General features: G+C 30.5%; 25 protein-coding genes. 16 read left to right on the top strand and 9 right to left on the bottom strand.

What is annotated here, in order from left to right; all coding sequences use genetic code 11:
• Positions 1–217: 217 nt before the first annotated feature.
• The 5 genes from H2650_RS07535 to H2650_RS07515 form a co-directional block, all read right to left on the bottom strand.
• Positions 218–430, bottom strand: a complete 213-nt coding sequence (locus tag H2650_RS07535) for a zf-TFIIB domain-containing protein (protein ID WP_370566824.1) — start codon at positions 428–430, stop codon at positions 218–220.
• Positions 431–475: 45 nt separating this feature from the next.
• A complete protein-coding gene (locus tag H2650_RS07530; protein WP_188050177.1) occupies positions 476–1405 on the bottom strand; it encodes a TerC family protein in 930 nt (309 codons plus the stop codon).
• 36 nt (positions 1406–1441) lie between these two features.
• Positions 1442–1777, bottom strand: a complete 336-nt coding sequence (locus tag H2650_RS07525; RefSeq protein ID WP_188050176.1) for a hypothetical protein — start codon at positions 1775–1777, stop codon at positions 1442–1444.
• A gap of 102 nt (positions 1778–1879) precedes the next feature.
• Positions 1880–2179 (bottom strand): hypothetical protein, encoded by a 300-nt coding sequence (locus H2650_RS07520; RefSeq protein ID WP_188050175.1) that lies wholly within the window; start codon positions 2177–2179, stop codon positions 1880–1882.
• Between the two features lie 212 nt (positions 2180–2391).
• Complete coding sequence (locus tag H2650_RS07515; RefSeq protein WP_188050174.1) at positions 2392–5844, bottom strand: methylmalonyl-CoA mutase family protein; 3453 nt, start codon at positions 5842–5844, stop codon at positions 2392–2394.
• Between the two features lie 269 nt (positions 5845–6113).
• Between H2650_RS07515 and H2650_RS07510 the strand changes: the two genes are divergently transcribed.
• A complete protein-coding gene (locus tag H2650_RS07510) occupies positions 6114–7373 on the top strand; it encodes a hypothetical protein (protein WP_188050173.1) in 1260 nt (419 codons plus the stop codon).
• Positions 7374–7599: 226 nt separating this feature from the next.
• A complete protein-coding gene (locus H2650_RS07505; protein ID WP_188050172.1) occupies positions 7600–8310 on the top strand; it encodes a DUF4197 domain-containing protein in 711 nt (236 codons plus the stop codon).
• A gap of 212 nt (positions 8311–8522) precedes the next feature.
• On the opposite strand, the gene H2650_RS07500 is transcribed toward H2650_RS07505, so the two are convergent.
• The 3 genes from H2650_RS07500 to pyrF form a co-directional block, all read right to left on the bottom strand.
• Positions 8523–9308 (bottom strand): alpha/beta fold hydrolase, encoded by a 786-nt coding sequence (locus H2650_RS07500; RefSeq protein ID WP_188050171.1) that lies wholly within the window; start codon positions 9306–9308, stop codon positions 8523–8525.
• A 111-nt stretch (positions 9309–9419) separates the two neighbouring features.
• Positions 9420–10163, bottom strand: a complete 744-nt coding sequence (locus H2650_RS07495; protein WP_188050287.1) for an ABC transporter substrate-binding protein — start codon at positions 10161–10163, stop codon at positions 9420–9422.
• A 150-nt stretch (positions 10164–10313) separates the two neighbouring features.
• On the bottom strand, positions 10314–11153 hold the full coding sequence (gene pyrF, locus H2650_RS07490; RefSeq protein ID WP_188050170.1) for an orotidine-5'-phosphate decarboxylase: 840 nt from the start codon (positions 11151–11153) through the stop codon (positions 10314–10316).
• Between the two features lie 512 nt (positions 11154–11665).
• On the opposite strand from pyrF, the gene H2650_RS07485 reads away from it, so the two are divergent.
• From H2650_RS07485 to H2650_RS07460, 6 genes are all read left to right on the top strand, one after another.
• Positions 11666–12226 carry an AraC family transcriptional regulator gene (locus H2650_RS07485; protein WP_188050169.1) on the top strand — a complete coding sequence of 187 codons (561 nt, stop codon included), beginning with the start codon at positions 11666–11668 and terminating at the stop codon, positions 12224–12226.
• A gap of 17 nt (positions 12227–12243) precedes the next feature.
• A complete protein-coding gene (locus H2650_RS07480) occupies positions 12244–12690 on the top strand; it encodes a response regulator (RefSeq protein WP_188050168.1) in 447 nt (148 codons plus the stop codon).
• The gene (locus tag H2650_RS07475; RefSeq protein ID WP_188050167.1) at positions 12691–14475 is read left to right on the top strand and encodes a CHASE3 domain-containing protein; all 1785 of its coding nucleotides are present in this window, start codon (positions 12691–12693) and stop codon (positions 14473–14475) included.
• A gap of 62 nt (positions 14476–14537) precedes the next feature.
• Positions 14538–14990 carry a DUF1569 domain-containing protein gene (locus tag H2650_RS07470; protein WP_188050166.1) on the top strand — a complete coding sequence of 151 codons (453 nt, stop codon included), beginning with the start codon at positions 14538–14540 and terminating at the stop codon, positions 14988–14990.
• 400 nt (positions 14991–15390) lie between these two features.
• On the top strand, positions 15391–15642 hold the full coding sequence (locus tag H2650_RS07465; RefSeq protein ID WP_188050165.1) for a hypothetical protein: 252 nt from the start codon (positions 15391–15393) through the stop codon (positions 15640–15642).
• 11 nt (positions 15643–15653) lie between these two features.
• Positions 15654–15995, top strand: coding sequence for a hypothetical protein (locus H2650_RS07460; protein WP_188050164.1), 342 nt, complete (start codon positions 15654–15656; stop codon positions 15993–15995).
• 81 nt (positions 15996–16076) lie between these two features.
• Here H2650_RS07460 and prfA read toward each other — a convergent pair whose 3' ends face one another.
• Entirely contained in the window at positions 16077–17153 is a 1077-nt protein-coding gene (gene prfA / locus H2650_RS07455) for a peptide chain release factor 1 (protein ID WP_188050163.1), read from the bottom strand.
• Positions 17154–17599: 446 nt separating this feature from the next.
• Between prfA and H2650_RS07450 the strand changes: the two genes are divergently transcribed.
• From H2650_RS07450 to H2650_RS07415, 8 genes are all read left to right on the top strand, one after another.
• On the top strand, positions 17600–19261 hold the full coding sequence (locus tag H2650_RS07450; RefSeq protein ID WP_188050162.1) for an ATP-binding protein: 1662 nt from the start codon (positions 17600–17602) through the stop codon (positions 19259–19261).
• 249 nt (positions 19262–19510) lie between these two features.
• Positions 19511–20104 (top strand): hypothetical protein, encoded by a 594-nt coding sequence (locus H2650_RS07445; protein WP_188050161.1) that lies wholly within the window; start codon positions 19511–19513, stop codon positions 20102–20104.
• Between the two features lie 106 nt (positions 20105–20210).
• A complete protein-coding gene (locus H2650_RS07440) occupies positions 20211–20696 on the top strand; it encodes a DUF6265 family protein (protein ID WP_188050160.1) in 486 nt (161 codons plus the stop codon).
• 136 nt (positions 20697–20832) lie between these two features.
• The gene (locus H2650_RS07435; RefSeq protein WP_188050159.1) at positions 20833–21150 is read left to right on the top strand and encodes a ubiquitin-like protein; all 318 of its coding nucleotides are present in this window, start codon (positions 20833–20835) and stop codon (positions 21148–21150) included.
• A gap of 12 nt (positions 21151–21162) precedes the next feature.
• The gene (locus H2650_RS16005) at positions 21163–21312 is read left to right on the top strand and encodes a T9SS type A sorting domain-containing protein (protein WP_370566831.1); all 150 of its coding nucleotides are present in this window, start codon (positions 21163–21165) and stop codon (positions 21310–21312) included.
• Positions 21313–21509: 197 nt separating this feature from the next.
• The gene (locus tag H2650_RS07425) at positions 21510–21965 is read left to right on the top strand and encodes a hypothetical protein (protein WP_188050157.1); all 456 of its coding nucleotides are present in this window, start codon (positions 21510–21512) and stop codon (positions 21963–21965) included.
• A gap of 176 nt (positions 21966–22141) precedes the next feature.
• On the top strand, positions 22142–23014 hold the full coding sequence (locus H2650_RS07420; RefSeq protein WP_188050156.1) for an AraC family transcriptional regulator: 873 nt from the start codon (positions 22142–22144) through the stop codon (positions 23012–23014).
• A gap of 90 nt (positions 23015–23104) precedes the next feature.
• On the top strand, positions 23105–25045 hold the full coding sequence (locus H2650_RS07415) for an oleate hydratase (RefSeq protein ID WP_188050155.1): 1941 nt from the start codon (positions 23105–23107) through the stop codon (positions 25043–25045).
• Positions 25046–25396: the final 351 nt, after the last annotated feature.

Raw genomic sequence — 25396 nt, 5'->3', positions numbered from 1 at the left:
TTACAAACAAAAACCTATTCTGAAAAATTATTTTAAAATGGAATAATTATAAAAAAGGGATTAATTTTATAATATTTTTAATCACTACAGCAACATATTTAGCTATGTTTAAGAAATAGAATCCAAGTTCAATTAACAAGAATATATTTTTGATTTAAAATCAAAAAAAAAAAGCCGCATTACCATTAGATGAATGCGGCTGTTGTAGTGTGAATTCTTAATCAAACAATTCGTTTAACCAATGTTTTTTCTTTTGCTCTCTATAATAGTTTTGTTGAGACTGATTACCAAAAGACGATTGGCCGACTTGAATAGTGCTTTGCGGCTCATTTATAGAACGCTCTATTATTTTATCTAGCTCGCCTCGATCCAGCCAAATACCTCGACATTCTGAACAATAATCAATTTCAATCCCTTGTCTCTCTGACATTACAAGAGGAACTTTACAAGTTGGACAATTCATAGTAATTTTATTTTAGTTGTTTATTAAATCATTCTTTTTTGGAAAAGCAACAGAAATTAAAACAGAAATAAGCAAGATTCCTGTTATTACCAATAGCGAGTAGCTAATTGGTATTTTATAAAGATCTACAATAGTCATTTTGATCCCTACAAAAACTAAAATTGCAGATAAACCATATTTTAGGTAATAGAAATATTTAGTGATTCCAGCTAATGCAAAATACAAAGCTCGCAAACCTAATATTGCAAAAACATTAGAGGTGAAAATGATAAAAGTATCATTTGTAATGGCAAGAATTGCGGGTATCGAATCTACTGCAAAAATTAAATCTGTAAATTCGACAATTAGAAGCACTACAAAAAGTGGCGTTGCAAAAGTTTTGCCTTGCAGTTTAACAAAAAATTTACCTCCGTGAGATTCTTCAGTTACAGGATATATTTTTTTAAATAATCGTACCAAAGGATTTTTATCCGGCTGAATATCTTCATCTTTATGAAAAAGCATTTTAATCCCTGTAACCACAAGTAGTGCTCCAAAAATATAGATTATCCAATGAAACTTATTAATTAGAGCAACACCTGCAAAAATAAAAATAGCACGCATTGCCAAAGCACCCAAGATTCCCCAAAATAAAACTTTGTGTTGGTACTTTACATCTACTTTAAAATAAGTAAAAAGCATTATAAACACAAAGAGATTATCAATGCTGAGTGATTTTTCTATCACATATCCTGTAAGAAACTCTACTGCCTTTTGCTCTCCCATGAAAACATAAATGCCGTAATTAAAAATTAAGGCGAGTCCTATCCAAACGGCACTCCAAATTAGCGCTTCTTTTATTTTTACTTCATGTGATTTACGATGAAAAACGCCTAAATCTAAGGCTAACATAAAAAAAACAAAGCCTAGAAAACATATCCAAACAAAACTATCAATTACCATATCTTTTTTTTTGAAATTTTAATTAAATTTTAGACGCTAAGCGCCACTCCATAGTTTATTAAGAAAACCAATTAGCTCATCCAACAACCCAGAAAATCCTTTTTGAGAAATAAAATCTATCAGATACGAGAGCAATGGCAATAAAACGGCAAAAAAAACAATTATAAGGACTATTAAAACAAATGCTATAAATATTAAAAACAGCTTGAGTTTTTTATTGTTTCTTAGACTTGTTATAAACGCTTGTTTGTTAAAAACCACTTTTTCATCAGTATAGAATTTATACTTATAATGATCCTTTTTATAATAGTTTTGGTGTTTCTCATTTTTATAATAGTTGTTCCTTTTTTTAAAAAAGTCATTAAAATCCATGAGTAGTATTTTAGTTAATAAACACAGTTATTTAGCATTACAAAGTATAATGCAGTTTAAGTGATTGAAAAAATCAACCACTATTTTAAAAATCAGTGTGTATTAACTAAGCTTTGGCGGTTGCCAAACAGAAAAGAAAGGTTTTTGTAATCCTTTACTAAAATAGAAATGATTGTGATCTGTAAGATGTCCAACCATAGAAGAAAACTCCATTACAAAAACAATCTGGTGTTCTTCATTAACTTCATTATCAAAGTCGATTGTGTCTGAATGCAAAGTATCCTCTGCACTACACTCTATCAATGAAGTATTAGAATTTTCTTGAAAACAAATATCAAAACACAAGAGCACACTCATTAAGAGTACGATAGCGGCAAATATTTTTTTTCGATTAAATTTCATGCGGCAAAAATAATTAAAAAGTGATCTGTTGGTATTCTTATAGTCGAGAATTTGGAATTATTTAACAACAATGTAATAATCTAAGTTCTTTTGGATTTGACTTTTAAATCAATTCAAAAATTACGAGAATATTTTAAAACAAAAAATCCCGACACAGATCGGGATTTTTGTTTTATGAATTTTAGTAAAAAATGAAGAGAATAATTCTCTCCTTACATATTCCTTCTATATTGACCACCTACTTCAAATAAAGCAGAAGTAATTTGTCCTAATGAACAAACTTTGGTTGCTTCCATCAAATGCTCAAATAAGTTTTCATTTTTGATGGCCGCTTCTTGAATATCATTCAACTGTTGCTTCACTTTATCTTGATTAGACTGATGTAAATTATTCAACATCGTAATTTGATATTGTTTTTCTTCCTCAGTAGCACGAATGACTTCAGCAGGAATAACCGTTGGAGAACCTTTAGAACTTAAGAAAGTATTCACACCAATAATTGGAAATTCTCCTGTATGTTTTAAAGTTTCATAATACAAGGATTCTTCTTGAATTTTACTTCTTTGGTACATCGTTTCCATGGCACCAAGAACTCCACCACGTTCTGTAATTCTATCAAATTCTGCTAAAACTGCCGCTTCTACAAGATCTGTCAATTCTTCGATGATAAAAGCACCTTGAATTGGATTTTCGTTTTTGGCTAATCCTAATTCTTTATTTATAATCAATTGAATTGCCATTGCACGACGCACTGATTCTTCTGTTGGTGTTGTAATTGCTTCGTCATACGCATTGGTATGCAATGAATTACAATTGTCATAAATTGCATATAACGCTTGCAAAGTTGTACGAATGTCATTAAAGTCAATTTCTTGTGCGTGCAAAGAACGTCCAGATGTTTGAATATGATATTTCAACATTTGCGCTCTTTCATTAGCTCCATATTTATTTTTCATGGCTTTCGCCCAAATTTTGCGCGCTACACGACCAATAACAGCATATTCTGGATCTACTCCGTTAGAAAAGAAGAAGGACAAATTAGGTCCAAAATCGTTGATATTCATTCCGCGACTCAAATAGTATTCTACGTAAGTAAAACCATTAGAAAGCGTAAAAGCCAACTGCGTAATAGGATTCGCTCCTGCTTCGGCAATATGATAACCCGAAATAGAAACCGAATAAAAATTTCTTACATTTTTAGTAATGAAATATTCTTGTACGTCTCCCATTAATCGCAAAGCAAATTCTGTTGAAAATATACAAGTGTTTTGCGCTTGATCTTCTTTTAGAATATCCGCCTGAACTGTTCCACGAACTTGCGAAAGTGTTCTTGCTTTTATTTCATTATACACTTCCAAAGGTAAAACTTGATCTCCTGTTACTCCTAAAAGAAATAAACCTAAACCATTATTTCCTGCTGGCAAATCTCCTTGATAATGAGGCCTAACTACTCCTTTTTCTTTGTATATTTTATTTATTTTTTGCTCAACTTCTTTTTCTAATGCATTTTCCTTAATATAGTACTCACATTGCTGGTCTATGGCTGCATTCATAAAAAATCCTAACAACATAGGAGCTGGCCCATTGATCGTCATACTTACCGAAGTCATTGCATGTACTAAATCAAAGCCAGAATATAATTTTTTGGCATCATCTAAACAACAGATAGAAACTCCTGCATTTCCAATTTTTCCGTAAATATCAGGACGCACATGAGGATCATTTCCGTATAAAGTCACACTATCAAAAGCGGTTGACAATCGTTTGGCTGGTAATCCAGCACTTACATAATGAAAACGTTTATTGGTTCTTTCTGGTCCACCTTCACCGGCAAACATACGAGACGGATCCTCGCCTTCACGCTTAAAAGGATATAAACCTGCAGTAAAAGGAAATTCTCCAGGAACATTTTCTTGCAGACACCAGCGTAAAATATCGCCCCAAGCTTGATACTTTGGTAAGGCAATTTTCGGAATTTGAGAATGCGAAAGGGACTCGGTATGTGTCGCCATTTTTATTTCTCGATCTCGAACTTTAAAGGTATAAACTGGATTTTTGTATTTATTTACTTTTTCATTCCAAGTCAATATAATTTCCCAATTATAAGGATCTAAATCCATTTTTACTTTCTCAAATTGATTCAGTAATAGATTTAGGAAAATTTTATTTTCTGCAACTCCTTGTTTTTCTGATTCTAGAGCGCTTGGCAAAAGAGATTCATCATCGATTCCTGCTTTATTGATTGTAGGAACTTTTCCAGAAACGGTCTCTAATGTTTTAAAAATACCGTATAACTTTTGAGCAACTTGCTCTTGGCTTACTGCTGTTACATCATATTTGCGATTGCTTTCGGCAATTTCAGATAAATAACGCGTTCTATGTGGAGGAATAACATATATTTTCTCACTCATTTCACGCGTAATTTGGAACGTAGATTTCAAATCAGAATTTGTTTTCTCATGTACTTTATCCATAATCGATTTGTACAACGTATTCATTCCAGGATCATTAAACTGTGAAGCTATTGTTCCAAAAACTGGCATTTCATCTGGATTTACATCCCACAAATTATGGTTGCGTTGGTATTGTTTTTTAACATCTCTAATCGCATCTAAAGCACCTCTTTTGTCAAATTTATTTAGTGCTACTAAATCAGCAAAATCAAGCATATCGATTTTTTCTAATTGTGTTGCAGCACCAAATTCCGGAGTCATTACATATAATGAAACATCAGAGTGATCCATAATTTCGGTGTCCGATTGACCAATACCAGAAGTTTCAAGGATTATAATATCATATTTGGCCGCTTTAATAACTTGAATTGCATCGGCAACATATTTAGACAAAGCCAAATTGGATTGACGCGTTGCCAAAGAGCGCATATAAACTCTAGGGTTATTAATAGCATTCATTCGGATTCTGTCTCCTAACAAAGCACCTCCCGTTTTACGCTTAGAGGGATCTACAGAAATTAAACCAATTGTTTTTTCTGGAAAATCAATAAGAAAACGACGCACTAATTCATCAACCAAAGAAGATTTTCCTGCTCCACCTGTTCCTGTAATTCCAAGAACTGGGGTTTTGCAATCTTCATTCATTTTTATAATGGCTTCTAAAGCTGGTTTAGCGACCTCAGGAAAGTTCTCTGCGGCAGAGATTATTCTTGCAATTGCGGTTGGATTCTTAGACGCTAATTCATCCAACTCATTTGTCAATTTATCACCCGTAGGAAAATCAGATTGTTGCACTAAATCGTTGATCATTCCTTGCAATCCCATTGCCCGACCATCATCTGGCGCATAAATACGAGTAATCCCATAATCTTGTAATTCAGCGATTTCTGAGGGTAAAATCACTCCGCCTCCGCCACCAAATATTTTTATTTGAGGTGCTCCTTTTTCTTGAAGCAAATCGTACATATATTTAAAATATTCATTGTGTCCTCCTTGATAGGAAGTAATAGCAATAGCATTTGCATCTTCTTGAATTGCAGTATTTACTACCTCTTCTACACTTCTGTCGTGTCCTAAATGAATGACTTCAACACCTGTAGATTGTATAATTCTACGCATGATGTTGATTGCTGCATCGTGACCATCAAAAAGAGCAGCTGCAGTTACAATTCTTACTTTATTAATGGGGATATATGGTTTTTGTTGTTCCATTTTATGAATATGATAATTTAAGTCCGCAATTTACAATTTTATTTTAAAGATTATCTGAACTATTGCATGCTTGTTCATAAATCAATTCTTTTTTGTTCTACTAAAATGGGCTATCTTTCTTATTATAAGATTATAAAAGGAATACAGTAGAAAACAATAGTCACTAGATAGCTATAATAATAGGAATGTTACTTTAAAAATATAGTTTTTTTAAACAAGAATTGTTTTATAAATTTGAAAAATATTAAACCTATTTAAATTTTAAAAATATGAAGAAAATCTTCCTTATAATTCTTTTACTAAATGTTATTACTAGTAATTCTTTTGCTCAAAAAGCAGATACAGAAAAGAAAAAAGTAAAAATCACTATTCCGAAATCAGACTTTTACAAAAACATCAAAACCTATAATATCATTATTCAAGGCGACGATACTTGGGACAAGAAATACGCAGACAAGAATAAAATGACTTATGAAAAAAACACAACAAAAAACACAATAGAAGATTATACCAAAAAAGACACTATAAATCCTGACGTACGTGTTTTAATGGGTTACAAAGGACCCACTTATAAAAAATCAAGCAATGGACAATTTGTTTTAGATGGTGATTTTAAATATCTTGTTTTAGGAAAAAATAATGAAATTATTTATGAAAAAGGAGCTAATGCTACCATGTATTCGCCTACTTTTAATGGAAAAGCATATCAGAGTTTGACGAATGATTTAAATAATATAGCCTACAAATACTTAAATGACAATAATATTATATCAGTTGAGAAAGAGTACTCTATAAATTATGGTATTTTTGAAAAAGTAGAAGAATTTCCAGAATTAGTTGAATTTAATACTAAAACAACAGAATTTCTTGGTAAAATAGAAGCTAATACTTTAGACAAAAATTACTTAACCGATTTAGAGAAATTTTATTTAGGATATATTGGTAAAGAATATAAAAAATTAAAAGTAAAGGATTATAACAAAGTTGTATATCTTAATTTATCACTTACAGCATTATTTCTATCCAACTTTGATAAATCAATAGAGTATCTAGAAAACGCAAAACAAGGCGCCGGAATGATGAGTATGTGGCCAACCTATACCAAAGAAATTATTGATGGTTTTGTTACTGTAAATTCTTCTGTAAGCGGAGCAAAAGTGGCTAATCTATCTTATGATTCTGCATACCAGATTAACATAGATGGTACTGTAACGCAAAGTGGAAGAACCCAAACTGGTAAACTTAAAGTAGATCGCTTTCCTAATCTTGCTGAAGGAAGCATTTTAAATGATAATGATCCCACAGAAGCTAAAGTGTGGATTTATAAGGATAATGGCGAAGTTGACTTTATTAAAGTGGATGACAAAACTTCTATAAAAACCAATGATGGTGTTGAGTTAATCTTTATACCTTATAATAATAAATTTATTCTAGTAGAAAAGACAAACGATTCTTGCTACAAAAAATTTGAATCTAGTTCTGCAATAATCTATTGCAAGCAAGGTGACAAATATGTAATAAAGAAATAATATCTATTTCATAAAATCATTAACAACTTGATAAAAGGGATTTAACTTCGTTAAATCCCTTTCTTTTTATAAGACATTTAATATTTACAAAAAAAGAATTAAACTCAAATTAGAAACTGTTAGAATCATTAAAAATGCTACAAAAACTTTTAATGGCTTTATTTTTGAATAAGTAGTATTTTTACAAACGCCAGAAGGCAATATTAATGAAATAAATAATTTTACGATGAAAAAAGTTTTGATTTTAATGGTGGCTGTTTCTCTTTCGAGTTGCGCTGAGATGCAACAAGTGATGAACCAACTTCCGCAAACACAAGGAATAAACGGAATTGATATAGCTGGAGGATTAAAGGAAGCGTTGAATAACGGAATTACAAAACAAGTTACAAAACTTACCGCTACGGATGGTTTTTACAGAAATGAAGCTGTAAAAATTTTACTTCCGGAAGAGTTAAGAAAAGTGGATGCTGGGTTAAGAAAATTAGGTCTTAGCTCGTTAGCAGATGAAGGACTAAAAGTTTTAAATCGCGCTGCGGAAGATGCCGTAAAAGAAGCAACTCCAATTTTTGTTGATGCAGTCAGAAACATGACTTTCATGGATGCTAAAACAATATTAATGGGAAGTCAAAACTCAGCCACAAATTATTTACAAAACAGCACTTCGACGGCTTTGTATGGCAAATTTAGTCCAGTGATAAAAAATTCATTTACAAAAGCAGGCGCAGACAAAGTTTGGTCAAATATTATTAACAAATACAATAGCATTCCGTTGGTTAATAAAGTAAATCCAGATTTAACGGATTATGTAACTAATCAGGCAATGAATGGCGTTTTTAAAATGGTTGCTGTTGAGGAAAAAAATATTAGAACCAATATCAATTCTAGAACATCTGTATTGTTACAAAAAGTCTTTGCAATGCAAGATTCTAATAGGTAATTTACAATGAATTCAAACTGATGCAGGAAACACCGTATTAAAGTTAATTTACCTTAAAAAAACTTAACGTATGTACAACAAACTAATAACATAATCTTAACAGCAAGAGATCCTATTATGTATGATCTTTGCCATGTAATAAACTGGTTATTTATTATTTTTGGTTTTGGTTAGTTAAAGAATTGCCTGCATTTTTTAAATGCAGGCATTTTTTATTTAGTAGTATTTATAAATGACAATACTGTAGCATTAAAAGCATTAGGTTGCTCTACATTGACCACATGACCACAATTCTCTATAACAAAAAGTTTAGAGGATTTATAGTGACTCTCTACTACTTTTCGAACCGAAGGTAAAAACATATAGTCCTCTTCTCCCATTACATAAAGCGTAGGAATATTTAATTCAACTTGGCGAAACCATTTTAATATTGGATTGATCTCTGCAGTTAACTTAAACCATTTGATAAATTCTTTTTGATATAATTTTTTAGCTTCATTAATAAAAAGTAAGCGCGATTGTTTATGATTTTTTTTTGGCATTATTACAAAAGCAAACAATCGATATAAAACTAAATAGGGCAATACATATTTAAAAACATTGCCTAAACGCATTAAAACTTGGGAACGAAAATTCATTTTTAAAATGGCTCCTCCTAAAATCATACTTTGCACACGTTCGGGATACATTTCTGCTAAATGTCTGATTAGAATAGTACCCAAAGAAATTCCAACAAAATGTGATTTCTGAATTTTCAAAAAGTCCAAAACCTCTAAAATATCATTGGCCAAAGCCGTAAAAGTATATTTTTGTTTGAAAGCCGTTTTTAAAGTAGTTTTCGATTCACCATGTCCTCTTAAGTCTAGTAACAATACATTAAATTGTTTTTTGAAGTCACGAATTTGCTTGAACCAGATAGACGAACTTCCACCAGCGCCATGAACAAAAGTAACCCATTGGTCACTTTTTTTATTCTCATATATGGTATAATTAATCACGTCTTTTTTTTGTAAAAATAGGACTTTAATTTTAAATCCCAATTCTCCTTAAAACATTGCTTCTTACTTGTCCAAAAAGAAAGCATTACATGTAAATCAGAATTATATTTTTTAATGTAATTGCTTAAAATACGCAAAAGCTTTTAGCAATCTACTGCCATGCCAGGAGAACATCTCTCCATCTACGAGAATAGTTTTGGCCTGAGGCGCATTTTCATTTATTTCATCTATATGCTTTTCTTGAAAAGGATAAGGTTCTGAAGAAAGAAATACCAGATCTGGATTGTTTTCCAAGGCCATATTTTGAAGTTTTATTTCTGGATATCGTCCTCTATTACTGTAGCAATTTTCAAAATGATTTAATTTTAATAATTCATCAATAAAAGTACCTGATCCAGCAACCATAAAAGGATCTTTCCAAATAAAATAAGCTACTTTTTTTACGGGAACATCTTTGATAAACAACTTAAAATCATTCCAAGCAAAAGCAATTTTATCATTCCATTTTTTTGCTTCTGTTCTGCAATTAAAGAGTTGACCAAAATCTGAAATCATCTTAAAATTATCTTCAATTGTAATAATATCTGTTACCCAAACTGGGCAAATTTTTTGCAATTCCGCTACAATTTCTTTTGTATTCTCCTCTTTATTACAAATGATGATATCCGGTTGTAACAATCGGATTTTTTCATAATGCACTTTTTTAGTTCCGCCAACTGCTTTTATAGTCGATTTAAGAGAATAAGGATGCACACAAAATTTAGTAATTCCGACAATATTACTTTCTAAACCTAAATCACACAACAACTCCGTTTGCGAGGGAACAAGTGAAATGATTCGCTTAGGCGAAGTCATAAAGGAATGTGAAGTTCCCAATTGGTCAACAAATATTTTTGGTGTCAATTTATTGCTGTTTTAGAAACAAGTTATTTTTTTTCGAAATTGAATCGAATGCAAAATTAAAAAGATGACGTTTAATTCATTCTTTCAAATCTTATTTTTATACTAAAATGTAAAATTCCTATTCAATATATCTTCCATTTCCTGCTGCATTTTTAGCGCTTCTACTCTTGCTTTTTCTGCATAATCTAAACCGTTTGAAGCATAAATAATTCCTCTAGAAGAATTTATAAGCAAACCCACATTTTTATTTAGTCCGTATTTACAAACTTCAGAAAGACTTCCTCCTTGTGCTCCAACTCCTGGAACTAGTAAAAAACTGTCTGGTACAATTTTTCTAATTTCAGTAAAATATTCTGCTTTTGTAGCCCCCACAACGTACATCAAATTTTCTGAATTTTTCCAAGATTTAGATACTTCAAGCACTTTTTTATACAATTCTTTAGGTTGTGAATCATCAGAAACAGTCAAAGTCTGAAAATCAAAAGCACCTTCATTAGAAGTTAACGCTAACATAATGGTATGCTTGTTTTTGAAAGCTAAAAAAGGTTCTACGGAATCTTTGCCCATATAAGGCGCAACTGTTACACTATCAAAATTTAAATCTTCAAAAAAAGCTTTGGCATACATGGAAGAAGTATTCCCAATATCACCTCTTTTTGCATCGGCAATTGTAAATAGTTCTGAGTACTTTTCATTAATATAATTGATTGTTTTCTGTAAAGAAATCCATCCTTTTATACCATAAGCCTCATAAAAAGCAGTGTTGGGTTTATAGGAAACGCACAAGTCGTACGTTGCATCTATTATTCCTTTATTAAATTCGAAAATAGGATCTTCTAATTCTAATAAATGTGTTGGTATTTTACTTAAATCAACATCTAATCCTATGGTTAGAAATGATTTTTTACGTTTAATTTGATCTATTAATTGTTGTGTTGTCATTTTTATGTAGTTGTGCTGCAAAATTACAAACATAGTATGGATAACCTATAAATATTAAAATAAATTTTAAGTTCGAAACACCACGCTGAAACCTAACTTAAAATTACTAGGTTAATTCATGACTTACTTATCTGTCTTAGTTAAAAAAAATTCTGTTTAAAAAAGCAATAACCTGAATCGCTAAATCGTAGAAAGTGCCTAAAATAAAAATCAATTTAAGGCACTTCTTTATTTTGATTTATTTGAGTTAAAATCTATTGAATTTAAAAAGAAAATTAATGTTAAAAAAACGTAAAATTAACAGTTGTTGATTAAATCAAAAAAACACGCAAATAAGATAAACATAAAGTATAAGACACTAAAAATCAAAAGATATCATTTTGTAAAAAGGCATAAATAATTCAAAACAAAACCTTTTGAAGTGTAAATTCATACAAATATTGAATCAGAATGATTGTAAAAATGAAATTAGATGTAACATTTTTATATCTTTACTCATTAATTACTATTTTATGAAGATCTATTTAAAATTTGATTACGTCCAACTGACGAAAAAAATTGTTCAAGAAAAATTATCTGAACTAGGTTATAAGTATAATTTTATTGGTTTTGGCGAATTCAATTTTTTAGAAAAAGTACCTTCTGCAAAAATAGAAGAGCTTACTACTACCTTTCGCGAATATGGAATTGAAATAGTAGAAAGTCAAAAAAGTGTTTTAGTTCAAAAAATAAAAGATGCTATAGTTGAAATGGTTCACAGCGAAACTCCTTTAAACATCAAAAGCTCTGTTTATATTGCCGATAAATTAAATCTTAGTTACGCCTATTTATCGAATGTTTTTTCGGAAGTAACCTATACTTCTATTGAAAACTTTATTATCATTCAAAAAATAGAATTGGCAAAACAGTTAATGATTAATACACCACTTAATTTAACCGAAATTTCTATTCAATTAAATTATTCTAGTGTAGCCCATTTAAGTACGCAATTCAAGAATATGACTGGAATGACACCTTCGTCATTTCAAAAAATCATCCTAAAACGAAGAGAATTATCCAACAAAAAACAATAGCTAAACTAATTACAAATATGACTACTGATTATATAAACATTTGCCTTGCTGACGATGATGAAGACGATAGATTGTTTTTTACAGATGCATTTGATGAATTAAAAATTAACACTAAAGTTACCACTTTCAATGACGGTGTAGAACTGATGGATTATTTAAATGATGAAGATTCCGTTTTGCCAAACGTATTATTCTTAGATTTAAACATGCCAAAAAAGAATGGTGTTGAATGTTTGTTAGAAATTAAGAAAAATGAAAAGCTAAATGATATTGCAATCGCTATTTATTCTACTTCTTCCTCTGAAGAGCATATAGAGGAAACCTTTATCAATGGTGCTAATATCTACATCAAAAAACCAAATGACTTCGAGAATTTAAAAAAGATTCTTTCTGAGGTTGTTACTATTAATTGGCAATACCATACTTCTGGTTTAAACAAAGAAAATTTCTTAATGAGAATGTAAATGAAACATATCCAACTTCATAAATCACCTCTATTTCTAAAAATTATTTTTGTCATTTCGGTAGCAATTATATTTTTTATTGGTGGTATTACTTTCAAGCATATTACGGTATTAAAAAAATCGTCTGCTTATGTAAGTAATAGTTATGAAGTAAACATTGAACTTGAGCGCTTATTGTCTTGTATTAAGGATGCGGAAACCGGTCAAAGGGGTTATTTATTGACGAGAGATAAAAAATTCCTTAGACCGTATCACAATTCTGGCGCATTAATCAAAAAATCTTACCAACGCATTTCAGAATTAACTGCCAATAGCAGAACGCAACAAAGCAACTTAAAAAAGCTTCAATACCATATTAATAGAAGGCTAAATTATTTATCTAAAAATCTATATTTAATTGAGCAAAAAAATTATAAGATTAAGACACTGGATTCTAATTTTGTAACGGGGCAAAAAGCAATGGATTCTATTCGATATAGGATACAATCTATGATAATTACCCAGAAAATTCTATTAAAAAATAGACAAAAGGATTATGAATCAACGATGAATTATACTCCGCTATTAATCTATTTAACACTTATTATAACTTTAATTTTGATCACGATTGCATTTGTCAAAATGAATCGAGATCTGATACTGCTTAAAAACACAATTGACACTCTTACAATTGCAATAGAAGCCAATAAACTTTCTGAAATAGTGGGCAATTTTGGTAGTTGGCAATTGGACATCGAAACCTTTAAATATTCTTTTTCTGATAATGAGTATCGACTTTTGGGGTGTGAACCTCAGTCTTTTGAAGCCAGCAAAGAGGAATATTTTAAATTCATTCATCCCGATGATTTAGAATCAGTTAAAGAAAGTGTAAAAAATGTAAGTATCAATAACGCTTTCATACCCATAACCTACCGCATAATTAGAAAAGACGGTGAAGTAAGATATTTTAAAGACAAAGGACAAATTGTTTCCTTTTCATCAGATAAAAAAACTTTCATCGGTACGACTAGAGACATTACTTCTGAGATTAATGATCGCATTACTACTGAAGAACGCAACAGAGAGTTAGAGAGTAATAATAAAGAGCTTAGTGCTTTCAATTACATTGCCAGTCATGATTTACAAGAACCTTTACGTAAAATAGAAACTTTTATTTCCCGTTTAGTAAGTAAAGACTACGACAATTTATCCAGTTCTGGTCAACAATACATTTCTAGTATTCAAAAATCAACCAATAGAATGCGAGTTCTTATAGAAGATTTACTACAATTTTCTAGAACCAATAAGATGGAAAAAACATTTGAAGAAGTAGATTTGAATACTCTTCTTGAAAATGCAAAACAGGAACTCGCACAAATTATTGAAGATAAAAAGGCAAAAATAGAAAATAGTGCCTTACCAATTTTAAAAGTAATTCCGTTCCAAATGCAACAATTATTGATCAATTTGATTGGGAATTCATTAAAATACAGCTCGCAAGACAGAACACCAATAATAAAAATAGACTATTCTAAAGTAATTGCTAACGAAGAAGAATTGCTTCCAGATACGCATCATAAATACCATCGCATTATCATTAAAGATAACGGAATTGGTTTTGATCAAGAATATGCTAAAAATATTTTTGTACTTTTTAATAGACTTCACAATAAAAATGAATATCAAGGAACTGGGATTGGTTTAGCCATTTGCAAAAAAATAGTAGAAAACCATAAAGGATTTATTTTTGCAAAAGGAATTGTTGATAAGGGATCTGATTTCATTATTTATTTACCCGCAGAATAAGTACTTAGCAACATCATTTATAATTGCAAATAATCTTTAACAAACGAAAAACTGTTTTATTAATGAGACACAATTTGCATAATAACTTTGATTTTCAAGAGATTTTATCTAGGATTGAAAAATTATCTTCCGATTCTAAACCACTTTGGGGAAAAATGAATGTCGAACAAATGGTAGCACATTTAAACGCATTTCTTGAAACAGCATTAGATATTAACAATCACAAAAGAATGTTTATTGGAAAAGTAATTGGAACATTTTTTAAAGCAAGATATGTTAGTGAAAAACAATTTTCTAAAAATTCTAAAACACACAAGACTTACAAATTTTCGGATGTAAGAGATTTTCAAAAAGAAAAAATAAGATCCATTGATTTGCTAAATCAATTTTACAAAGGTGGAATATCAAAATGCACTACAAAACCGCATCCCTTTTTTGGACACTTAACTGCAGAAGAATGGGCAATTGTACAATGGAAACATTACGACCATCACTTAAGACAGTTTGGAGTGTAGAAAAAAGGATTAGTTTCTTGGATTTTAAGGAAAAGGAAAACATTCAGTTTCATTTTATGTTCCGCTATTATTGTCTTTGCAATTAGTTTTTTTCTAATTAAATAAAGAATCCTATACTTTCGCTTTTATTGATCACAAATCTACCTTTCTCAAACAAAAATCATTTACATTTTTTCTAAAACTACAACTACCAAACTTATAATAGCATTTTTGAACTATTGTAGTCTTCAAAAAATTATTATTTCAGTTTTGAGAGAATAAAACCTTTAAATTCTGTAAGATTTTTTTAAATGGATATAACATATTTTTAAAGATCTAAACAGAACTTTGCATCATACTTTTTTATAAAATAAAAAGTATAATATCTCATTAAATCATCCATTTGATTTAAAAAACAAACATGAAAAACATATTGAATATCAAAATAGTATTCACTGCATTAGCAATATTTTCAGGAATAGTAATAGTTGATGTTCAGGAGATAAAAAAACAGGATCAAACATTTCTCTATGAAATTGGTTTGGCAACAAGCAATACAGACATAAGTTTAGGTTACGAACATTTTAATGATTTTGCAGTGCTTACAAATCAAAACGTTAAAGAGGGATTAAGTCAAGTTTCGCTGAAATTAGCTTACAGATTTAAATTATAACACCATCTTAAATGAAAACATTTAAAATACTATTAAGCCTTGCTATAATTACACTTAGTTTTAGTTCTTGCAAAAGTGATCAACAAAAAAAAGCGGAAATAGTTACCAATAATTACGTTCGATTTGTAGACTCTGTTACTAACATTGGCAGAATTAATGCTGTTGAGAATTGGAATGCAATTGCAAAGAGTTTTGATAAAAAATCAAACGAACTCAATATTGAAATTGACAAACTGGAAGACGTTACTATTTATGATAAAAAAATAAATCCAGCTACCGCAAAATATGAAAATTTTAGAAATCTAGCTTTTGAAAAGAAGTTAGAGCGAAAAAAAGATTCCCCATCAAAATAAAGAATTAGTTAGTTATCCAAAAAAACCAGCGAGAACTCATTTCCGCTGGTTTTTTATTTATATTATATTTCAATATTTTATTTAGAAAACTTCACTGGCTTCCTTTAATTTTTCCATGTTGTTCACTAATTGCAACTCGTCAATTAGTTTTTGGATTTTTCCGTTCATTACACCATCCATATCAAAAACATCCATACCAACTCTGTGATCCGTTACACGACCTTGTGAATAATTATAGGTACGAATCTTTGCAGAACGGTCACCTGAGCTTACTTGCGATGTACGTTTTACAGCGTCTTCGGCTTGTTTTTTTGCTAATTCTTGTTCATATAAACGAGAACGTAAAACACCAAAAGCTTTATCCTTATTCTTGTGTTGCGATTTTTGATCTTGACATTGTGCCACTAATCCTGTAGGAATGTGCGTCAAACGAACAGCCGATTTAGTTGTATTTACCGATTGTCCTCCTGGTCCTGACGAACAGAAAAAATCGACACGCACATCATTCATATCAATTTGTACATCAAACTCTTCCGCTTCAGGAAGCACCATCACAGTCGCTGCCGAAGTATGCACACGTCCTTGTGTTTCCGTTTGAGGAACACGTTGAACGCGGTGAACACCAGCTTCAAATTTCAAAGTTCCATATACATCTTCACCAGTTACTTCAAAAATAACCTCTTTGAATCCGCCTGAAGTTCCTTCATTCATATCTACAACCGAAGTTCTCCAGCCTCTATTTTCACAATATTTGGTATACATACGAAATAAATCTCCTGCAAAAATACTCGCTTCATCCCCACCCGTTCCGGCACGAATCTCCACCATAACATTTTTTGCATCCTCAGCATCCTTAGGAATCAACATAAATTTGATTTCCTCCTCTAGAGTTGGCAATCTGTCTTTGGCTTCATCCAGTTGCATTTTGGCCATTTCGGTCATATCTGCATCACTGTTATCAGCAATTATTTCATTTGCTTCATCAATATTGGCCATCAAAACCACGTATTCATCGCGTTTTTCTGCCAAAGCTTTTAAACTTTTATACTCTTGATTCAATTGCACATAACGTTTCTGATCCGAGATTACATCTGGTTGAATGATTAAATCCGAGATCTCATCGAAACGTTGTTTTACTATTTGAAGTCTATCTAACATTTTCTGTTCTTTTATTGGAGTGCAAAATTACGAAATTTTTATTTATAGTTCGATACTTGCTCTTTTCAATTTTTCTCCTTTACTATAAATGCAGTTTTAGGAGCTATTTCCTGCTTTCCGCTTGTATCTTTTATTATAGTTTTACGCTAGCGCTCCAAACTAAAATAAAAGGATATCGCTGCAATCAGGGCTAGGGTTTTATAATAACTAAACTAGTATCAAATGGGGAGTACTTGTTAATTTCTAACAAGAGTTTTCATTTTAATATTTAATTATAGTGGTGTAAAAATAGTCTACGATAAGCAATAATTTATTCTCCATTTTTAAGAAAAATACATTCCTTACAATTTAAATATTAAAAGATAAATGAAATTGAAAATAAAGTAAGTTCTTATACTACCTTTGGTTTGCTTTTAAAAAATAAATAAGTAAAAAAAATAGTTCCTATGCCTACAGTAATTACTTCTAAGAATGACGACGAAGAGAACTATTCCTCTCAATTATTAACGGCAAATAAAAATCTAGCGTTACAAATTATTGAAACAAAAACACGTGAAGCGCAGTTAGTTATCGCTAACGCTAAACTTGTTTTTCAAAATAAAGAAAAAGAAAATCGCGCCGCTGAATTAGTCATTGCTAATCAAGAATTAGCTTTTCAGAATCAAGAAAAGCAAAATCTAGCAGAAGAACTAATTGTAGCTAACACACAACTTGAGTTTCAAAATAATGAAAAGGAAGATCGTGCCGCTGAATTAATTATTGCTAATCAAGAATTAGCGTATCAAAATAAAGAAAAGCAAAAACGAGCGGAAGAACTAATTGTAGCCAACACCGAACTTAAGTTTCAAAATATTGAAAAGGAAAACCGTGCAGCCGAATTAATTATTGCTAATCAAGAACTAGCTTATCAAAATGAAGAAAAGCAAAAAAGAGCGGAAGAATTAATTGTAGCCAACACCGAACTTAAGTATCAAAACAAAGAAAAAGAAAAACGTGCTGCTGAATTAATTATTGCTAATCAAGAACTAGCCTTCCAAAATCAAGAAAAGCAAAAACGAGCAGAAGAATTAATTGTAGCCAACACGGAATTAGGGTTTCAAAATAAAGAAAAAGAAAAACGTGCAGCCGAATTAATTATTGCAAATCTTGAACTTGCCTACCAAAATCAAGAAAAACAAAAACGAGCGGAAGAATTAATTGTAGCCAACACCGAACTAGAATTTCAAAATAAAGAAAAAGAGAAACGTGCCGCCGAGTTAATAATTGCCAATGAAGAATTAGCGTATCAAAATCAGGAAAAGCAGAAACGAGCTGAAGAGCTAATCATTGCCAATGAGGAGCTAGAATTTCAAAATAAAGAAAAAGAAAAGCGTGCTAACGAATTATTAATTGCCAATAAGGAAATAGAATCGTTTACCTATATTTCTAGTCATGACTTGCAAGAACCTTTACGAAAAATCCAGTCTTTTTCTGGAAGAATCTTTGTAGAAGAGTATGACAATTTATCTGCAATGGGTAAATATTATGTAGAAAGAACAAAGCTTTCTGCCTTGCACATGCAAACGCTTATAAATGACCTACTTGCCTATTCAAGAACAAATACAACACAAAGAAAATTTGTAAATAGCGATTTAAATCAAGTAGTGAATGAAGCGTTAGAAATGCTCAAAGAAGAGCTACAAGATAAAGACGCTACGATAGAGATTAAAGATTTGTGTGAGATAAATATCATTCCGTTTCAATTTAGACAACTGATTCAAAATTTAATAAGTAACTCCCTTAAATTTTCAATTCCAGGAAAAAAACCACATATTGTAATCATGTGCAATTTCATCAAATATGATCCAACTACTGCTATTGATTATATATTAAAAAAAGATTACTACCATATCACTATAAAAGATAATGGAATAGGATTTGAAGCAGAATATAAAGATAAAATTTTCGAAATATTTCAACGTTTACACGATAGAAAAGAATACCCAGGAACAGGAATTGGACTAACGATCGCAAGAAAAATAATTGAAAATCACCATGGACTTATCACTGCTGAAGGAAAAATCAATGAAGGCGCACAATTTGACATTTATATTCCTGCTCAACAGTAATTATCTAAAATAAAACTAACCAACTTACTTAATTCTATTTCTAAAATTAGTTTAGTTATTTAGATTGTAATTTTTATCTTATAAATCCTATGATTTGAATATAAATAGTTCTTTTGAAACTCCGTATTTTGAAATGTTTATTAATAGAGAAAATTGTATTAGTATTATTTTTGAAAATTATAGTGGTATTATATATTTCTCAATTTAGAGAAAAGAGAAGTATTTAGATTTACTAATTAGTCAAAAAAATTGAAAGAAAAAGTAAACGAAGATCATAAAATAATTTCAGTGCCAAGCTTACTTCAAATTGGCTACTATTTATTTGGAATTTTATTCTCCTTAGGACTAACTTATTTGATATACAGTTCAAAATCAAATCCAAATGAGGATCAAAATGAGGTTGTAAAAGGCGTTATAGTATTTATATTCTTGTCGATGGCACTGGCTTGTACTTATATGCTTTTGCGTTCAAAAAAGATTGTGCTTACAAATAAAAATTTAATACTATCGTATCCGTTACTATTCTACTCTAAAAAGATAGAATTTAAAAATATAAAAAAAGTAACTGAAGACAATTATAAAATAGAAACCTCTCATAATTTTAGTCAAATAGATATATATAGCGGTCTAAAAATCACTATTGAATTTTTTGACTCTAAAAAAATTGTAATTAATTCTATGGAAATAACGAATTACAATTTGATGTCAAAGAATTTAAAAAATACGACTAGACCCTATTTTAAAATAGTATTACAAGATAAGAGTCAAAAGAATTTTCAAGGATATGGATGTTTATTAGTTTTAGTTATAGTGACCTCTGGACTACTAATTTCCTTATTTTAAAATAACATTACTGCGAGCTTATAAGCTCTAGTTTGCAATTTAGATAGGCTGGACGATGTCTTTTTCCTATTTTTGTTTTCACTTTAAACCTTCTAATTTCAAATCTATGAAAAATAAAATTGCATTACTCGTATTTCTTGTAGCTTTTAGTGCTTGTAAAAAAGTAGATTCTGAAGCAAATGAAAAAGATAAAATTAAATTAGCGCATTGGCTTTTAGGAAATTGGGAAGACAAATCAGTAGATGGTTCACTCACTGAAAATTGGTCAAAAGTAAATGATAGTACATATCAAGCTACTTCTCACTTTATAAAACTAAAAGATACCTTGCATTATGAAACCATTCGCTTGCAACAAAAAGGCGAAACACTAACCTATATAGCAACTGTACAAGGACAAAATGATGACAAGCCTGTTGCTTTCAATCTAATAACAGCTAACGATAAACAATTGGTTTTTGAAAATCTAAAAAATGATTATCCACAAAAAATTAGCTACACTCACATTTCAAAAGACAGTTTAGTTGCTGAAGTTTCTGGAATACAGCAAGGAAAAGCAAGTAGCGAGAAATATAAAATGGGTAAACGTAAGTAACGTATCGACTTGAATCATATTTTTTTACTTTTGCCTTCCTTAAATTTAATTAATATTAAAAACCTTAAATTAGATGTCTAAAATAATTAAAACAGTAACAATTCTAATTTGTTTTTTATCATTTAAAGGATTCGCAATGCAAATTTTTGTTAAGCTTCCTGCAGCCAATACAATAGCCTTAGAAGTTGAAGCAAATGATATTATTGAAAATGTAAGAGCTAAAATTCAAGATAAAGAAGGTATTGATCCTGCGGATCAAATATTAAAATATGGAGAAATAATTTTAGTGGATGCTAGAACTTTAGCGGATTATAATATACAGAAGGAAAGTCTAATTACTTTATCAACAGATTCCTCTTTGGGGATTTTTGATCAAAATTTACAAATCAATAAAGTTACTCTTAATCCTAATCCTTCAGATAGTTTTATAAAGCTAAAAGGTTTAAACCAATAAGAAAAATATACAATTTATAACACCTCAGGAGCTAAAATGATAAGTGGTCAAACTTTGGATAATCAAAAAATAAATATTCTTTCCTTAAAAAATGGTGTGTACTTCCTAAGATTTGAAAATGGCAGCAGTAAAAATTTTAAAAAAATTAACTGTTCTGACTAAATTTAAAGCTTTTATTTAATCATTCATTGGCGTTCAAGTCAATCTTATTTATTTTTTTTTGATGCGGAAACAGTTCAAAATAGGCATTGAGAAATTCCATCTTCAAAACAAACCTTATTATCCCCAATCAAATCATAAATAAATCGTTGTACTTCAGTTTCGCCGACGAAGGAAAATGACGAAATATCAACAATAAAATGAATAGAAAATTACTCTTAAATTTAACATTTCCGCTCACGATAATAATATTTATACTTTTCACCAAATGGTGGATTGTAGATGTAATTGATGGTACTGACGCAATAATGTATGGTTTTCCTTTTATTTACAAATCACCTGCATTTTATACTTCTATGGCAGTAGAATATTTTATAATAGAATTAATTGCTGATATTCTCCTATATTTTGGAACAATTATCGGAATAATTTTCTTAATCAATAAATTTATATTCCAGATTAAAGTCAGAAAAAAGGTAACTTCAACCCTATACATATTTGCAGGAATATTAATTATTTTTGAGTTATTAATTGCTTCTCTACCCGAAAATATGTTTTCATTTAATAGAAATTATGATATTATAATAAAACAAAGAGGTTTTGATTATCCTTTTAACAGTAATGACAAAAGAGAATTTGACAAATATCATAAATAAAAAACAGGAAGCAAAAGCCGTTTACATTGATTGGGATTTTATACTTAATGTACAACTAGTTTCGTAGTTAGAAAATTTGTTAATAATTTAAAAATTACGCCTCTTAAATCGCAAGCATTGGCAAGCATCAAGACTTAAGGCTGTAATTGCGCCGCAGATTCAAAAATGAAATCAAATTGAAAAATTACGAAAACTTACGCGATACTCTTTTATTTTATGGAGTTGATTGTCACCAACCCTATTATGTATCTTCTGGTAACACCATTTTTGAATTTCCTGACAAAAGCTTTCGGATGGATTTTTATTCAATTTGTATCTGTATCAATGGAGAAATCACTATCGAAATAAATAATAAACTCTATACGATAACAAAAAATAGTTTTTTCATTTCTGCCCCATCAACCATAGTTCGTTTTAAAGCTGTAAGTATAGATCTTGAAATTAAATTACTGTTTTTCGAAAATAATTTTTTACTTAAAAATATGGCTAATCCATTTTTTATAGAAAAACTATCACTTTTCCAACACTCTTATTACAGTGTAATTAATTCGAATGAAGTAGAAGCCGAAAAATTGCATAATATTCTTAATTACTTAAAGGAACAGTCTAAAAGGAACGGAAAATTTGTAGAGGATATTATACGCACAATCATTGTAAATCTGTTATTGGAAGCCGCCCATATTATAGATCAATATAAAACTCAATCTACGGAAAATCATCCCTTAAACAACAGTTTGTTTTATAAATTTATGACATTAGTAAATGAAAATAGTAGTAAACATAAAGAAGTTGACTTTTATGCCAATCAATTATTCATCAGCAACAAACACTTGATTGTTTTGTCAAAAAAAGCAACTGGAAAAACACCACATCAAATTATAGATGAAGCTTTATTAAAAGAGGCTTTTGTTTTATTAAGCACACCAGAACTCACGGTTTCAGAAATTGCTTACCGTCTTCAGTTTAATTCCAATTCTGCTTTCGGACGATTCTTTAAAAGGTATACTACCATTTCGCCTTCTGAATATAGAATCCGAGAAGACGTTTAGAATTTAAGGTTAGATATGATGAATTTGGGGATATAAGTTAATTTAAACATAACGGTAAATTTGTTCTAATCAATAAAAAAATTAAAGAACATGAAACCAAACACTTCAAAATTTGATAAAATACTAAATGCTTCAGAACAATTTGGGAAAGTAAACCACGAACCCGATTCCAGTAAAGAAGTACAAGTGAACAGCCAACAAAAAACGATGCCTTTTTCGGATCAAATCGGAAATTACCAACGAAACAAAGGCATTCCCTCCGCAACTTTTGATAAAAGCAAAGTATATATTGTGGGAAGTGGAATTGCAGGAATGTCTGCAGCTTATTATTTTATCCGCGATGGACGTATTCCTGGGGAAAATATTGTTTTCCTAGACCAATTGTCTGTTGACGGTGGCTCTATGGATGGTGCTGGAAATGCCAAAGATGGATATATTATACGTGGTGGACGTGAAATGGATATGACCTATGAAAATCTGTGGGATATTTTTCAAGATATTCCTGCTCTAGAATTGCCAGAACCTTACAGTGTTTTAGACGAATATCGATTAGTGAACGATAATGATCCTAATTATTCAAAAGCCCGTTTAATTCATAATCAAGGACAAATAAAAGATTTTAGCAAGTTTGGTTTAGAAAAAAAAGACCAATTGGCAATCGTCAAGTTATTGATGAAGAAAAAAGAAGAATTGGATGATTTAACTATTCAAGATTATTTTAGCGAATCGTTTTTAAATAGTAATTTTTGGTTTTTTTGGCGTACTATGTTTGCCTTTGAGAACTGGCATAGTTTGTTAGAATGTAAGCTTTACATGCATCGCTTTTTACATGCTATAGATGGTATGAAAGATTTCTCTTGCCTGGTTTTTCCAAAGTATAACCAATACGACACCTACATCACGCCATTGAGAAAATTTCTTGAAGGAAAAGGAGTTAAAATTGAGTTGAATACATTAGTAAAAGACTTAGATATTCATATTGATACAGAAGGAAAAGTAGTGGAAGGAATTATTGCTGAAAGAGATGGTAAAGAAGTAAAAATCCCAGTAGGCAAAAAAGATTATGTGATTATAACCACAGGTTCTATGACAGAAGACACTTTTTATGGTGATAACAAAACAGCACCCGTAATTGCAATTGATAACAGCACTAGCGGACAAAGTGGAGGCTGGAAACTTTGGAAAAATTTAGCTGCAAAATCTCCAGTATTCGGTAAACCAGAAAAATTCTGTTCCAATATTGAAAAATCTGGTTGGGAATCTGCAACATTAACTTGCAAACCATCCACTTTTACAGAGAAATTAAAAGAACTTTGCGTTAACGATCCGTACTCAGGAAAAACAGCAAGTGGCGGAATTATCACCATTACAGATTCTAATTGGTTAATGAGTTTTACTTGCAATAGACAGCCTCATTTTCCTACGCAACCCGATGATATTTTAGTAGTTTGGGTATATTCTTTGTTTATGGATAAGGAAGGTAATTACATTAAAAAAACAATGCCACAGTGCACAGGAGATGAAATTTTAGCGGAGCTATCTTATCATTTGGGAATTATAAATCAGCTAGATAACGTAGTAGAAAACACAATTGTTAGATCTTCTTATTTACCGTACATTACCTCTATGTTTATGCCAAGAGCCCAAGGTGATCGTCCAAGAGTAGTTCCCGAAGGTTGTAGCAATTTAGGTTTAGTAGGACAATTTGTAGAAACAAACAACGATATTGTTTTCACGATGGAAAGTTCGGTAAGAACAGCAAGAATAGCGGTTTATAAATTATTGAATTTAAACAAACAAGTTCCTGATATTAATCCACTGCAATATGATATCCGACAAATATTAAAAGCAACTCAATCGTTAAATGATTACGAACCTATTTTCGGAGAAGGAATTCTAAGAAGAGTGTTAAAAGGAACTTATTACGAACATATTTTGGTGAATACCGATGAAGAAAAAGAAGAACACGAATCTTTTTTCACAGAACAATTAAATAAATTTCAAGATTGGATGAAAGAATTAAAAGTTTAAAAAAATAGACTCCAAAAACGGATTTGTAATTACTCAATCCCTCCTTTTTTCAATTTAATAATTATTACAAGTTAAAAACTAGAAAGATTAGTTTTAAAATTGCAGCGCTATCACATAATGCTCTTTTGATATTCCACAATAGGAGGATTTGCAATGCGTGAAAACAATAATAAACTACACTAAAACAAAAAAGCTACAAGAAAATATTTCTTGTAGCTTTTTTTAGTTACAAACTAAAAATCTATATTTAAGATCAAATATTCTAATCCTGCTGCGTGAATCCCCCAAAATTTGCTACAAACGCTGGGCAAACAAATTAAATACACAATTAAATTCATTACGAGAAATAGA

The organism is Flavobacterium sp. GP15 (assembly GCF_014281985.1).
GTDB lineage: Bacteria > Bacteroidota > Bacteroidia > Flavobacteriales > Flavobacteriaceae > Flavobacterium > Flavobacterium pygoscelis.
Note: the sequence above shows the minus strand (reverse complement) of the source record. Positions and strands in the feature narration are given on the sequence as shown.